Genomic DNA, 14,149 nt, shown 5'->3' on the forward strand with positions numbered 1-14,149 from the left:
TTGGCTAAACATGCACCACTCTGTTATAAGTAACTGTAATGCAGCGCATTAACAGAGCGCATCCTAGGATGCGCAAGCTTATCAGGGGATCATCATGCCGATCATTATCGCCGATATTATGAGTACCCGAGTCGTTACGGTTGAAATGGACGACAGATTAACTGTGGCGAAGGAAATCTTCGACCAAGCGAACTTTCATCACTTGTTGGTCGTCGATGAGTATCAACTTGAAGGCGTGTTATCGGAGCGGGATCTGCTGCGTGCCATTAGCCCGAATTTGGGCAGTAGCGCCGAAACCGCAAGAGACTTAGAAACCCTGCAAAAACGTGTGCATCAAGTGATGACTCGTAATCCGCTGACCGTTGCGCCCCACATCAATTTAGACACGGCAACCCGTATTTTGTTAGACAACGACATAGGCTGCCTGCCCGTGTTAGAGGACGGTAAATTGGTTGGGATTGTCACTTGGAAAGACTTACTGCGGGCCTATTGTGAGTACAGAACACAAAATCAAAGCGAGTGCTAATCCTAGGACTGCACTCGCTTTTGTTTACAATAACTCAGTTAAAATCACTCAGTTTGCCTAGCTTAAATCGCCCAACCACCCATATAGAACACCACTAAACCTAAGGTAATGGAGAGCACGCCTACTTTCAGTTTGCGCCATTCACCGCTACAGATACGGCCTACCACCAGTGTCACAAAACCTAGCATAATACCGGTAACGATATTACAACTTAAGATGATAAACACTGCGCAAGTTAAGCCCGACATGGCATCAACTTTATCGTCAAAGTCGAGTTTCGCCACATTACTCAGCATCAACAAACCCACATACATTAAAGCAGGCGCTGTCGCATAGGCAGGCACTAAGTAGCTTAACGGCGCTAAAAACATCATCAATAAAAACAGTACGCCAACGATAGTCGCCGTTAAACCTGTCTTACCGCCCGCCGCCGTACCCGCCGCCGACTCGATATACACTGCCGCTGGTGCGCCGCCCACTAAACCCGCCACCATACTGCTGACTGAGTCTGAAGTTAAGGCTTTACCGCCGCCGACAATATTGTCGTCTTTATCGAGTAAATTCGCTTGCCCAGCCACAGCACGGATAGTGCCAGTCGCATCGAAAATCGCCGTCATCACTAACGCTAATACGATAGGCAAGACCACAGGATTAAAGGCGCCCATAATATCGAGTTGGCCTATGAGCGAATGCTCAGAGGTGAAATCGGGGAAGGCGAATAAGCCTTGGTATTTCACGCTCGGATCGAATACTAAACCAAATACCGATAACGCGATAATCACCAACAGAATACCGCCAGGTACACCGCGGCGCTCTAAACCGATAGTTGCCGCTAAACCTATAACGGTCGCAATAACAGGCAAGCTGTTAATATCGCCCAACTTCACCGGTAAGCCTGCGCTATTGGCCACAATCAACTGCACACTGTTAGTCGCAATCAAAAGTAAAAACAAGCCGATACCTATGCCTGTACCGTGGGCTATGCCCTTTGGTAAATTAGCCAGTACCCACTGACGAACACCCGTCACGCTCACAAGTGTAAACGTCACGCCCATTAGGAAAATCGCGCCTAAGGTAACCGGAATCGACATGCCCTGACCGAGCACTAAGCTAAAGGCCGTAAAGGCGGTGAGCGAAATCGCGCAGCCAATCGCCATAGGTAAGTTTGCCCATAAACCCATGAGCAAAGAACCAAATGATGCAATTAAACAGGTGGCGATAAACACGGCGCCGGGATCAAATCCCGCTTGGCCTAACATGTTAGGCACCACAATCACTGAGTAGACCATAGCGAGGAAAGTCGTTAATCCCGCAATCACTTCTTGGCGAACTGTGCTGCCACGTTGTTGAATAGAAAAATAACGGTCCAGAAACGAACCAGAGGGTACGGCTGTTGAACTCAATTGCTCAGACATAATGTTGTTATACCTTGTGATCTCTTAAAATGGGGTCGGTACCAATTACCTAAAACGCAATTGGCGACGCTGGCTGCGGCAGATTAGAGCCCCAAATCCATCAGACTTGGGTGAGAGATCCACATCATTTTCCTACTGTGGGAAAAATCCATGATCTGCAAGCAGTGATGCTTTGCCCAGTTAAAATCACTTTAACCATGCAAACGCAGCCTTTGTTGGCCGCGGATAATACTGTAAACGCCGCCAGATAGCTAAGACATCCCCTACACTTCGATAAAAAATTAGCGACAAAAGCCGAAATCAGTTGTTCAAAAAACCATCCAAAACGATGACATCACGGCCTATTGAACTCACATTAATCACCGCCGAATTGTGCCAGAGCAGGGCTTAACTTACGCCCACAATAAAGTTTTCATAATCTTTCATATATTGTCAAACCCCATTCATCACAGCGAGCAAGTCCATTCACATCTCCCCTTTATAGTGCTCATATCAAAAATCGCTTTCGTTCGGAGTCGAGCCCAATGACAAAGCCACACCAACAAACACCCACATCGGATAAATCCACGCGCAAAAATGAGTTAAAAGCACTCGGGTTCATCATCTTTTTACTCTTCCCCGCGCTCACTATCGCAGGGATCAGTATTTACGGCTTCATCATTTGGATGATCCAAGCCTTCGGCGGCGTTGTCGGCCACTAATTTATATCTATTTACCATATAGTTACTTTTTGAGGACGCGATTATGAAGTGGTTAACCAACCTCTGGCGCACACTGAACAAACCCACCAAAGTGCTGACCTTAGGCGCCGTCAGTATCAGCGCTTTTATCATGGGTATCATCTTCTGGGGCGGATTTAACACTGCACTCGAAGCCACTAATACCGAAGCTTTTTGTATTAGCTGCCACAGTATGGAGAGCAAGCCTTACCAAGAGCTGCAGGAAACTGTGCATTGGTCGAATCATTCTGGCGTGCGCGCCACCTGTCCCGATTGCCACGTGCCCCATAACTGGAGCCGTAAAATCGCCCGTAAGATGGAAGCCTCCCACGATGTCTGGGGTTGGCTATTTAACACAGTCAACACCCCAGAAAAATTCGAAGCCAAACGCTTAGAAATGGCAAGTCGCGAATGGAAACGTTTCGATCGCGATAATTCACTGGCCTGTAAAAACTGTCACAACTACAACTCGATGAAATGGGAAAGCATGTCCCCGCTGGCACAAAAACAGATGAAACGCGCCGCAGAAATCGACCAAAGCTGTATCGATTGCCACAAAGGTATTGCCCATCACTTACCGGAAATGGGCACGGCCCGTGCACCTGAACTCATCGCCGAAGTCGGCGCTGGCGTCAGCTCAGTCGAAACCAACCAAACCTACTATAGCGCCCTGACTAAGCCCTTATTCTTCACAGATAAAGGCGATGTGGAAGCCGGCACACTCAACGTAGCAACGAAAGTCAAAGTGCTCGAAACCCAAGGCAAACGCATCAAAATTGGCATCGATGGTTGGCGCAAAAAAATCGGTGCAGGCCGCGTGATCTACATGGACTTTGGCGTGAACATTTTGTCGGCACAGTTAACCAAAGACGCAGCCGAAACCGAAGGTGTAATCCAAACCTTTGAAGAGAAAGAAGACCCAATGACAGGCCTTAAATGGCAGCGTATCGAAGCGCAAATCTGGACCGACAAGGATTATCTGCTGACCGAGCTGCAACCACTTTGGGGTTATGCCCGCGATACCTTCCGCTCCAGCTGCAGTGTTTGCCATACCCAACCCGATGAGGCGCATTTTGACGCCAATACTTGGCCGGGAATGTTCCAAGGCATGTTGGCCTTCGTGAATATGGACCAAGACACGCAAGCACTAGTGCAGAAATATCTGCAGGAACATTCGTCAACTTTTGTGAAAAAAGAGCACTAATTCGGGAGTAATACCATGAACAGAAGAGACTTTTTAAAGGGTATCGGCTCATCCTCTTTCCTTGTCTTAGGTGGCAGCTCAGTGTTAGCGCCCTTAAATGCCTTAGCCAAAGCGGGCATCAATGAGGACGAATGGCTAACCACAGGTTCACACTTCGGCGCCTTTAAAATGAAGCGCAAAAACGGCGTGATTGCCGAAGTAAAACCCTTCGACTTAGATAAGTATCCAACGGATATGATTAACGGTATCCGCGGTATGGTCTACAATCCATCCCGCGTGCGTTACCCTATGGTGCGCTTAGATTTTTTACTCAAAGGCCATAAGAGCAATACCCAACAAAGGGGTGATTTCCGTTTTGTTAGAGTCACATGGGACAAGGCATTAACACTGTTTAAGCATTCATTGGATGAGGTCCAAACCCAATACGGTCCATCGGGTCTGCATGCTGGTCAAACTGGTTGGCGCGCCACGGGTCAACTGCACTCCAGCACTAGCCATATGCAGCGCGCTGTGGGGATGCACGGCAACTATGTGAAGAAAATCGGCGACTACTCCACAGGTGCAGGCCAAACGATTCTGCCCTATGTGTTAGGTTCAACCGAAGTGTATGCCCAAGGCACTTCATGGCCGCTGATCTTAGAACACAGCGACACTATCGTGCTGTGGTCGAACGATCCGTACAAGAACCTGCAAGTAGGTTGGAATGCGGAAACCCACGAGTCTTTTGCCTACCTTGCGCAGTTAAAAGAGAAAGTGAAGCAAGGCAAGATCCGCGTGATCAGTATCGACCCTGTGGTAACTAAGACCCAAGCCTATTTGGGCTGCGAGCAACTCTACGTTAATCCACAGACAGACGTGACCTTAATGCTGGCCATCGCCCACGAGATGATCAGCAAAAAGCTCTACGACGATAAATTTATCCAAGGCTACAGTTTAGGTTTTGAAGAGTTTGTGCCCTATGTGATGGGCACTAAAGATGGCGTAGCCAAAACCCCAGAATGGGCCGCGCCAATCTGTGGTGTTGAAGCCCATATTATCCGCGACTTGGCTAAAACCTTAGTCAAGGGCCGCACTCAGTTCATGATGGGTTGGTGTATCCAGCGCCAGCAACACGGCGAACAACCCTATTGGATGGCGGCGGTGCTGGCGACCATGATTGGCCAAATCGGGCTTCCCGGTGGTGGCATCAGCTATGGTCACCACTACTCGAGTATCGGCGTACCTTCATCGGGTGCCGCAGCACCTGGTGCTTTCCCCCGCAACTTGGACGAAAATCAAAAGCCGCTATTCGATAGCTCAGACTTCAAGGGCGCGAGCAGCACGATTCCGGTTGCCCGCTGGATTGATGCGATTCTCGAACCCGGCAAAACCATTGATGCTAACGGCTCGAAAGTGGTCTATCCCGATATCAAGATGATGATTTTCTCGGGTAATAATCCTTGGAACCATCACCAAGACAGAAACCGCATGAAACAAGCCTTCCATAAGCTTGAGTGTGTGGTCACTGTCGATGTGAACTGGACAGCAACTTGCCGCTTCTCGGATATCGTGCTGCCCGCTTGTACTACCTATGAGCGCAACGATATTGACGTGTACGGCGCCTATGCTAACCGCGGTATTTTAGCCATGCAGAAAATGGTTGAACCACTGTTTGATAGCTTGTCGGACTTTGAAATTTTCACACGCTTTGCCGCGCTGCTCGGCAAAGAGAAAGAATACACCCGTAACATGGGTGAAATGGCGTGGTTAGAAACCCTCTATAACGAATGCAAAGCCGCCAACGCGGGCAAGTTTGAGATGCCAGACTTTGCGACTTTCTGGAAACAAGGTTATGTGCATTTTGGTGACGGTGAAGTCTGGACGCGCCATGCAGACTTTAGAAACGATCCTGAAATCAATCCACTAGGCACGCCTTCAGGTTTGATTGAAATCTTTAGCCGTAAGATTGATCAATTCGGTTACGATGACTGTAAAGGTCACCCAACGTGGATGGAAAAAACCGAGCGTAGCCATGGCGGCCCTGGCTCTGACAGGCATCCGATTTGGTTGCAGTCATGCCACCCAGACAAGCGCTTACACTCGCAGATGTGTGAGTCGCGAGAATATCGCGAGACCTACGCAGTCAATGGCCGTGAGCCTGTGTATATCAGCCCTGTCGACGCAAAAGCACGTGGCATCAAAGATGGCGATATAGTGCGAGTCTTTAACGACCGTGGCCAACTGTTGGCGGGTGCTGTGGTATCGGACAACTTCCCTAAAGGGATTGTGCGAATTCACGAAGGCGCGTGGTATGGGCCTGTGGGCAAAGATGGCAGCGTTGAAGGGGGAGCTGAAGTCGGCGCCCTGTGTAGTTATGGCGATCCTAACACTCTCACTTTAGACATAGGCACCTCTAAACTTGCCCAAGCTTGCTCAGCCTATACTTGCTTAGTCGAGTTTGAAAAATACCAAGGCAAAGTGCCTAAGGTCAGCTCCTTCGATGGCCCGCTCGAAGTCGAAATCTAACCTTAAAACCGAAACGCTGGATGCGCCGAACGCGGCGCGTCTCAGCATCCAATCTTAGCGCCAAAACTAGGGCGTGTTGAGGAATATACTATGAGTCAAGTCGATATCAACCACGCCAGAGCCTTGGTTTATCAGCTGTTATCATCACTTTTTGCCCGCGATGTTGACGAGCAAAGACTTAAAGAACTCACCAGCGAAGCGGCGCAGCAATTCTGGGAACAGCTTAGCCTAGAGGCGAAGTTCACTCAGTCAGTGGACAAAATTCGCAGCACACTCAATGGGATAAAAGATGATGAAGCGTTACTCGAACTCGCGGCGGATTACTGCGGTTTATTTCTCGTTGGCACCAAACACAGCGCTTCACCCTATGCTAGCCTGTATTTGAGTGGCGAAGATGAACCGCTGCTATTTGGTCAGCAACATCAACAGATGAGTGAGTTTTTACACCAGAGCAAACTACAAGTGCAGAGTCATTTCCCTGAGCCCGCCGACCATTTGGCCGTGATGCTCGCCTATATGGCGCACTTATGTTGTCACAGTGAAGACAGTGTCCAATTAAGCTTTTTGCAAACCTGCGTCGACTCTTGGTTAGCGAAATTTATTGACCAACTCACTCAATGCGACAAAAACGGTTTTTATAGTGCCGTTGCCACACTCACCTTAGCCTGGGTTAAGCAAGATATCGCACAGTTTGAAACCGCTGAGGCGGTGATTAGCTAAACATTCTAGAGCGACTTATCTTTAGGCTAACGCTACCCAATAGGTTGATGAGCAGGTGGGTTTATGAGCCGGCAAGTTCAGTCGTTTTGTGCAGCTAACCATTGGCTCAAGGCGGCAATGGATGTCTGCCGGCAAGACTCAAGCCGCTGAAATTCACTGTGCTCCAACGCGTTATCGGCACTGGTTTTATTTACACTGTCTTTATTTGCACTGGCTTTTATCGTCAGCTCTAACTCCTTACATAATTTAGCTAACGCTATCAGTCCCATACTGGCACTGCTGCCCTTAAGCGCGTGTAGCAACTTGGCGACCTCTTCCTTAGGGTTATTAGCTACCGACAGCTTGGCAAGCTGCTCACGACTCGAATCGCTAAAAAGATCGAGCATAGACATCATAGCTTCGCTACCGAGTACGTCCTTATCTTGCGCTAACTGTTTGAGGTCTAATAATGGCTCATCATCGACATCCGCGATTGCCGCTGCAATCTTAGCTACCGTTGCGACTTGAAGCGGCGCAGATAACTGGTCATTAACGGTCGATGATGAAATGGATGCAGACAAGGGAGAAGCCGCCACACCAAGCCATTCTGTAAGGGTTTGTAGACTCAGAGGCTTAGCTAAAACAGTATCGAATCCCGCCTCGCGATAATGCAGTAAATCTTCGCTCTGCATTTGGGCGGTAAAGGCGGCAAACTTCACACTAGGATTGGCGATCAACATTTTTAACTGCGGCAGTAAATCAATTCCTGAGCCATCACTGAGCTGAATATCCAGCATCACAGCATCGAAAGCCACGCCGTTAGACTCAACAAATTCAAGCGCCTGCAGGCAGCTGACAGCAAGCACTGACTTGTGACCTAAGTGCGCTAAAAATCCCTGCGCTACCATAGCATTCACTTTATTGTCTTCTACCACCAGCACTTGGCGAGTAGGCACTAATACCCTCTCTGTTACCGCTTTGACATAGGTCATATCGCATTCATTAAAGGCCAGTTCAAAACCAAACTCACTGCCTTTCCCTGGTTGACTTTTGACCCAAATCCCGCGGCCGCTAGCATCCATTAACTCAACCAATTGCTTACAAATGGCGAGCCCTAACCCCGTACCTCGACTGCGACCTTGATTCGGTAAAGCACTGTAGGGCACAAACAATTTATCGAGTGCCGCAGGCGCAATACCTACGCCCGTGTCCTGTACAACAAAAGACAGTTGAGTACCCTGCAAACTAACGCTTAGCGTCACACCGCCCTCTTGCGTAAATTTAATGCCATTACCTATGAGATTGAACAACACTTGGCGCAACTTTGGCCCATCGATATTGATGCAACTTGGTAGCTTTGGTTTGTTCATTTTGAGGCTGAGGCCAGCCAAATTAGCACCGGCAACCATGATCGCCAGCACTTCATCGAGCAAGCTATTGATATCGGTTGGCCTTGGCTCGTGGCTGAGTTTCCCTTGTTCAAGGCGCGAAAAATCTAAAATATCGTTCAACACGGTTTGCAATAACGTGCCGCTATATTGCGATAGCGCTAACATTTGCTGCTGTGCTGGCGGTAAGTTACTGTGACCGAGCAAGGTTAATGTGCCGAGTAAACCGTTGAGAGGTGTGCGAATTTCGTGGCTCATGGTCGCAAGGAATTGGGATTTTGCCTGACTCGCCTCTTCGGCTATTTGCCTTGCTTTAGCATGGCCCTTGGCTTCGGCATCGAGGCGATTATTGGTATCGGCTAACTCTTGCGTGCGGGCAGCAACGGTTTGCTCCAGCGCCTTTTTATGCTCGGTCAACTCATCTGCCACCTGACGTAAATCAGCCTGTAATTTAAGATTATGAGCAGTTTTACGCTTGAAGGCTTCGATAGCATTGGCCATCGCAGTCAGTTCATCATCCCCGTGAGCCTCTAAACTCACGTCAGTGTCACCTAAACTCAAGCGGGACATGGCTTCGGTCGCCTGATTTAACCTAAGGGTGATTCCGCGATAAATCACTCGATAGATCACAAAGCCAATCACCACAAACATCAAGGCACCTGTGCCCCAAAGCCCAAGCCTAGCAAGGGACAATTGGTGTAGATAATCACTACGAGCCAATTCTGCCTGTTGTTGCTGTTGATTTAGGGCGCGATCCACCAGCGTATTGAGTCCATAGAGTTTTTCGGCTAACTCTTGCTGCTGACGCTGTTGCTGCTGCAGTGTTTGACTTAATTCCCGCTGCAATTTAATGATTTGCGGTGTGTGCGCCAACACTGCTAATTCGGTTTTTAACGCCTGCAAACGCCCCGGGTCGCGAATTATCTCGGGCACATTATCGAGCGCCATCAAATCGATATTGATGTCACTCGAAGCAGGCACTGAATCCGTCTTATGGGCGAGCGCCCTGTCCATTGCCGTCGCTATCTCAGGCTCAGGAAGGGTAAAACTCGGGGAAGGATTCGAGTTTGCAAACGTCGCCAGTAACTTCGGCACACTTAATTGCAATTCTGACTGCAATTCGGAGGATTCAAATAACTGACTTAACAAGGCAATTTGATGAACTAGCTTAAGGGCACGATTGAGCTGCTCTTGAATATCAAGTTCGCCCTCAATCACATCGTCGAGCAATCGGCCGCTGTGCTTCGCCCCTGCCATATCTGGATAAGCCTGACTCAACTTCGCCAAGATGGCAGAATTCACCACGGCGAGCTCAGATTGAAGTAATTCGGAGGCATGTCCTGCTGCAATGGACAATTCATGGGCCTTAAGCTGCAATTCATCGCCCATGGTCAAACGCCGACCCACACTTTTGCCAAGTAAAGTTAATTGGCTGATGATTTGTTCGGCCAGCTGGTTCAGATTTTGGCCTTCGTCGACATCCAATATGGTTAAGGTTTTGATGCCATTAAACATATTGACACTTTCAAGGCTCAGTTTACGACCAATAAACTCCCGTTGTCGTTCATCTTCTACCCGCCCTAACTGCTGCACACCATCAGACAAGGCATTAGAAGCTTGTACTAGCTGCCTTGCCGCTTGGGATGCGGGGAGCGACTCTTCGTACAAGTAACTGTCGGCCTGTTTTAACCAGTGCAGACTTAAGCTGCCTAAGCTAACAAGCAGCATCAACAATACGCCTAACACACTGAAGGCGAGCATTAATCGACCGGTTAAACTGGTTCGCGATAAAGATAAAGGAGCCACACATCTTCCTTAAACTGTTACAATGCCACCCAAGATTATGCTTAGCGGATAATACGGGATGATGCGAAAATATTGGCAACGATTGTTCACACTCGCCACATTTGGCCTCGTGTTTTCAGGCTATGCGACAAGTGAACCTCTAACTTGGCCATTAGAGCAGCGCACGCCATTCAATGTCAAAATCCAGCAATCCCAAACATTAAACTACTTACCACTGACAAAAGCCCAACAGCCTTGGCGGATTTGTGCCCTAGTGCCACACCTCAAAGATGCCTACTGGATTGGCATTGATTATGGACTGATCCAACATGCGAAAACCCTTGGCGTCTCACTCGATCTCTTCGAAGCTGGCAGTTATTACCATATAGATAAGCAACTGGCTCAGCTGCAAAGCTGTATGCAAGGCGACTATGATGCCATCTTACTGGGCTCAGTCAGCCCTGATTTACTTGCCCAATTTACCGCGCCACTGACTAAACCCGTGCTAGCCCTAGTCAATAAACTTAATAGTGACCAAGTCAAAACTCATATTGGCGTCAACTGGTATCAAATGGGGCTACTGGCGGGTAACTTCATCAAAGCCGATGCAACATCACAACATCCGCAACAAACGGCAAATTTGGCACTCTTAGCCGGACCGGAAAACCTAGGTGGCACTGATTTAGTTGAGCAAGGTATACGTCAGGCGCTTGAAGGGAGCCAAGTCAAGATTAGTGCCATTCAGCACGCCGATAATAATCGCAATTTGTATCGTGACCAGTTGCAGATGCTGCTTAAAGCTCAGCAGCCAGATTATATTCTCGGCAGCGCAGTGGCGATTGAGGCCGCCATTAGTACTTTGAAACAAAAGGGATTAAGTAACAGAGTCAAGCTAGTAAGCAGTTACTTGTCCCCCGCCATTGTGCGTGGGCTCAAACGGGAAAAAGTCATCTACAGTAATGATGATCTAGTCGTATTACAGGGAAAACTCGCCATTGATGTTACAGTGAAACAACTCGAAGGCGCTCAGGCATTTGGCGATATAGGCCCTGCGATCATCAAGCGAACATCATCCTCTAACACTTTGTCTCAATTAGATTTCAGTCTAGCGGAGGCCGACTTTTACCCTCTGTACCAAGTGCGACCTCACTCGCATTAATCGTCCACTTTAGCGGCAAATAAATAACCTTCCCCATGAACAGTGACAAACAATTCAGTGTCGAGTTTATTGCGAAGACGGCGAATGATCACATCTATGGTTCTGTCATTGACATCCAGATTACGGTGACTGGTTTGCTGCATTAAACGCTCACGGGATAAGACTTGCTGCGGATGCAGAGCAAATGCGACCAGTAACTCAAATTCCGCTTTGGTGAGTTTGATCAACACATCGCCATGGCGTAATTTACGGCTGTTGAGTTCGAGTTGATAACCTTCGAAACTTAACACATCGTCCGGTTGGGATAATTCTTCGGCGACCGCCAGCTCGGCTTGCTTCACAAGGGAAATCCGCCATAGAAGGTTTTTAACCCTAACCAGCAACTCCCTCAGCTCGAAAGGTTTAGTCACATAATCATCGGCGCCCATTTCGAGACCAACGATTTTGTCGATAGATTCATCCCGCCCAGAGACCAGAATGATGCCCACATGGGAGCGGCTGCGTAGCTCACGGGTCAGGCTCAAACCATCGACACCGGGCAAATTGATATCTAGCATGATCAAATCGATATGCTGGCGATTAAACTCGTACCACATTTGCTCGCCATCGGCCGCTTCAACAACGCGATAACCTTCCTTTTCAAAATATCCCTTTAATCGCGCACGGATAACCGCTTCATCGTCGACAACCAGCACACTGTAAGCCATTTTCAATTTCTCTTATTTTACCTAAGTGAATTATTCATACTTTTTCATATTTGCATATGAGTGAAAGGTTAAATATGCGATCTCGGTAGCTTTATTGAACAAAAAATTGCTCTGCTTTTACAGTCACATCAATATAACATATGCTTAGGGACACTGATGGGACTACACTTAGCAGACTATGAAAGAAAAAGGATTGGGTATGGACGAAAGGCGCAAGTTTTCGCGGATTTTATTTGCCACAAATGCACATCTACAACAAGGTGTTGCACAGTGGGAGACAACCATTCTCGATTTGAGTCTAAATGGTGCCCTGGTCGAAGAGCCGCAAAATTTTATCCACTCGGGTGATGCTATTACCCTCAGTTTTATCTTGCCCGAATCTGACATCGAGATCCGTATGGAAACTGAGTTGGTCCATCAAAAAAATGCCCAATTAGGCTTGAAGTGTAACTTTATCGATGTCGACAGTATCAGCCACCTAAAACGTATGGTGGAGCTTAACTTAGGCGATGCTTCCTTGCTGAATCGCGAACTCATGTTGTTTATCGAAAAACACAATATCACAGATTAAAACACTCGCTCATAAACACAAACAGCGCCTAATGGCGCTGTTTTGCTTGCTGGCATTAATCTCACTCGCGAGCATTTGATGCTAAATCGCTTCTAGCGCTTCAGATAACTTAGACACACCCACGACCTCCATTCCCGCAGGAGGCTTTTTCGGCACATTGGCCTTAGGCACGATGGCGCGCTTAAAACCATGTTTAGCGGCTTCGATTAATCGCTCTTGGCCATTGGGTACAGGCCGAATTTCACCCGATAGCCCCACTTCACCAAAGGCGACTAAATCGCTAGGCAAAATATCACCGCGAAAACTCGATACCATAGCCAAGAGTAACGTTAAGTCGGCACTGGTTTCTGTCACTTTCACGCCGCCCACCACGTTCACAAACACATCCTGATCCGACATCTGTAAACCGCCGTGGCGGTGCATCACGGCAAGCAGCATAGCTAAACGGTTAGCATCCATACCCACCGCCACGCGCCGGGGGTTAGACATGGCCGAGTTATCCACCAACACTTGCAGTTCCACCAGTAGCGGCCGTGTGCCTTCCCAGACCACCATAACAAGCGAGCCAGAAGATTCTTCTTCACCACGGGAAAGGAAAATTGCCGAAGGATTGGCGACTTCTTTTAAGCCGCGCTCTGTCATGGCAAATACGCCTAACTCGTTGATCGCACCGAAACGGTTTTTGTGGGAACGCAAGGTGCGATAACGACTATCGCTATCGCCTTCGAACATCACTGAACAGTCAATACAATGCTCCAATACCTTAGGCCCCGCCAGACTACCATCTTTAGTCACATGGCCGACCATGATCACGGCAATACCATTTTCCTTCGCAAAACGCGTTAAGTAAGAGGCGGATTCACGTACTTGCGACACACTGCCTGGGCTCGATGCCACATCGCTCATGTGCATCACTTGAATCGAATCAACCACTATGACCTTTGGTAATTCTTTGAGGGCCACTTCGCAAATTTGTTCAACGCTGGTTTCAGACAACATCCGCAGTTTATTAGTTGGTAAACCAAGACGATGGGCGCGCATCGCCACTTGCTGCAAGGATTCTTCACCAGTGACATAGAGTGCAGGCATTTGCTCGGCCAGATGACACAAGGTTTGCAATAAAAGCGTACTCTTACCCGCGCCTGGATGACCGCCAATCAAAATGGCAGAACCTGGCACGATTCCGCCACCGAGCACTCGGTCTAACTCCCCGAAATGACTCAATATTCGCGGCAGAGCATTGAGATCGATTTGATCTAATGTCTTCACTTCATTGCTGCTCGCACCAGCGTAACCGACAAACTTAGTGCTGCGCCCAGGAGAAGCCGCACCGAGCCTGACCTCAGTAATCGTATTCCATTCCTGACAAGCACTACATTGGCCTTGCCAACGGGGAAAGTCTTGTCCACACTCATTACATACGTACGCTGTTTTATTCTTTGCCATAACTTATTAAAATCTGTATAAAATC

At 48.3% G+C, this 14,149-nt stretch carries 11 protein-coding genes; 7 read left to right on the top strand and 4 right to left on the bottom strand.

The window, feature by feature from the left end; all coding sequences use genetic code 11:
• Nucleotides 1-94: 94 nt before the first annotated feature.
• Entirely contained in the window at nucleotides 95-526 is a 432-nt protein-coding gene (locus AYJ58_RS18775; protein ID WP_106651287.1) for a CBS domain-containing protein, read from the top strand.
• A 62-nt stretch (nucleotides 527-588) separates the two neighbouring features.
• Here AYJ58_RS18775 and AYJ58_RS18780 read toward each other — a convergent pair whose 3' ends face one another.
• Nucleotides 589-1,941, bottom strand: coding sequence for an NCS2 family permease (locus AYJ58_RS18780; RefSeq protein WP_106651288.1), 1,353 nt, complete (start codon nucleotides 1,939-1,941; stop codon nucleotides 589-591).
• Nucleotides 1,942-2,465: 524 nt separating this feature from the next.
• Here AYJ58_RS18780 and torE point away from each other — a divergent pair.
• The 4 genes from torE (at nucleotide 2,466) to torD (ending at nucleotide 7,089) form a co-directional block, all read left to right on the top strand.
• Nucleotides 2,466-2,642, top strand: a complete 177-nt coding sequence (torE, locus tag AYJ58_RS18785; RefSeq protein WP_012089866.1) for a trimethylamine N-oxide reductase system protein TorE — start codon at nucleotides 2,466-2,468, stop codon at nucleotides 2,640-2,642.
• Between the two features lie 43 nt (nucleotides 2,643-2,685).
• A complete protein-coding gene (gene torC, locus AYJ58_RS18790; protein ID WP_106651289.1) occupies nucleotides 2,686-3,864 on the top strand; it encodes a pentaheme c-type cytochrome TorC in 1,179 nt (392 codons plus the stop codon).
• Nucleotides 3,865-3,879: 15 nt separating this feature from the next.
• Complete coding sequence (gene torA / locus AYJ58_RS18795) at nucleotides 3,880-6,369, top strand: trimethylamine-N-oxide reductase TorA (protein WP_106651290.1); 2,490 nt, start codon at nucleotides 3,880-3,882, stop codon at nucleotides 6,367-6,369.
• Between the two features lie 90 nt (nucleotides 6,370-6,459).
• Complete coding sequence (gene torD / locus AYJ58_RS18800; RefSeq protein WP_106651291.1) at nucleotides 6,460-7,089, top strand: molecular chaperone TorD; 630 nt, start codon at nucleotides 6,460-6,462, stop codon at nucleotides 7,087-7,089.
• A gap of 77 nt (nucleotides 7,090-7,166) precedes the next feature.
• On the opposite strand, the gene torS is transcribed toward torD, so the two are convergent.
• Complete coding sequence (torS, locus tag AYJ58_RS18805; protein ID WP_106651292.1) at nucleotides 7,167-10,262, bottom strand: TMAO reductase system sensor histidine kinase/response regulator TorS; 3,096 nt, start codon at nucleotides 10,260-10,262, stop codon at nucleotides 7,167-7,169.
• Between the two features lie 58 nt (nucleotides 10,263-10,320).
• Between torS and torT the strand changes: the two genes are divergently transcribed.
• Nucleotides 10,321-11,400, top strand: coding sequence for a TMAO reductase system periplasmic protein TorT (gene torT / locus AYJ58_RS18810; RefSeq protein WP_198555516.1), 1,080 nt, complete (start codon nucleotides 10,321-10,323; stop codon nucleotides 11,398-11,400).
• Here the strand turns inward: torT and torR are convergent.
• Nucleotides 11,397-12,107 carry a two-component system response regulator TorR gene (gene torR, locus AYJ58_RS18815; RefSeq protein ID WP_106651293.1) on the bottom strand — a complete coding sequence of 237 codons (711 nt, stop codon included), beginning with the start codon at nucleotides 12,105-12,107 and terminating at the stop codon, nucleotides 11,397-11,399. The genes torT and torR overlap by 4 nt on opposite strands.
• Nucleotides 12,108-12,306: 199 nt before the next feature.
• On the opposite strand from torR, the gene AYJ58_RS18820 reads away from it, so the two are divergent.
• On the top strand, nucleotides 12,307-12,678 hold the full coding sequence (locus AYJ58_RS18820) for a PilZ domain-containing protein (protein ID WP_006082695.1): 372 nt from the start codon (nucleotides 12,307-12,309) through the stop codon (nucleotides 12,676-12,678).
• Between the two features lie 81 nt (nucleotides 12,679-12,759).
• Here the strand turns inward: AYJ58_RS18820 and radA are convergent, their stop codons facing one another.
• Entirely contained in the window at nucleotides 12,760-14,124 is a 1,365-nt protein-coding gene (radA, locus tag AYJ58_RS18825; RefSeq protein WP_006082696.1) for a DNA repair protein RadA, read from the bottom strand.
• Nucleotides 14,125-14,149: the final 25 nt, after the last annotated feature.

The organism is Shewanella sp. Pdp11, from assembly GCF_002838165.1.
Taxonomy (GTDB): Bacteria; Pseudomonadota; Gammaproteobacteria; order Enterobacterales; family Shewanellaceae; genus Shewanella; species Shewanella hafniensis.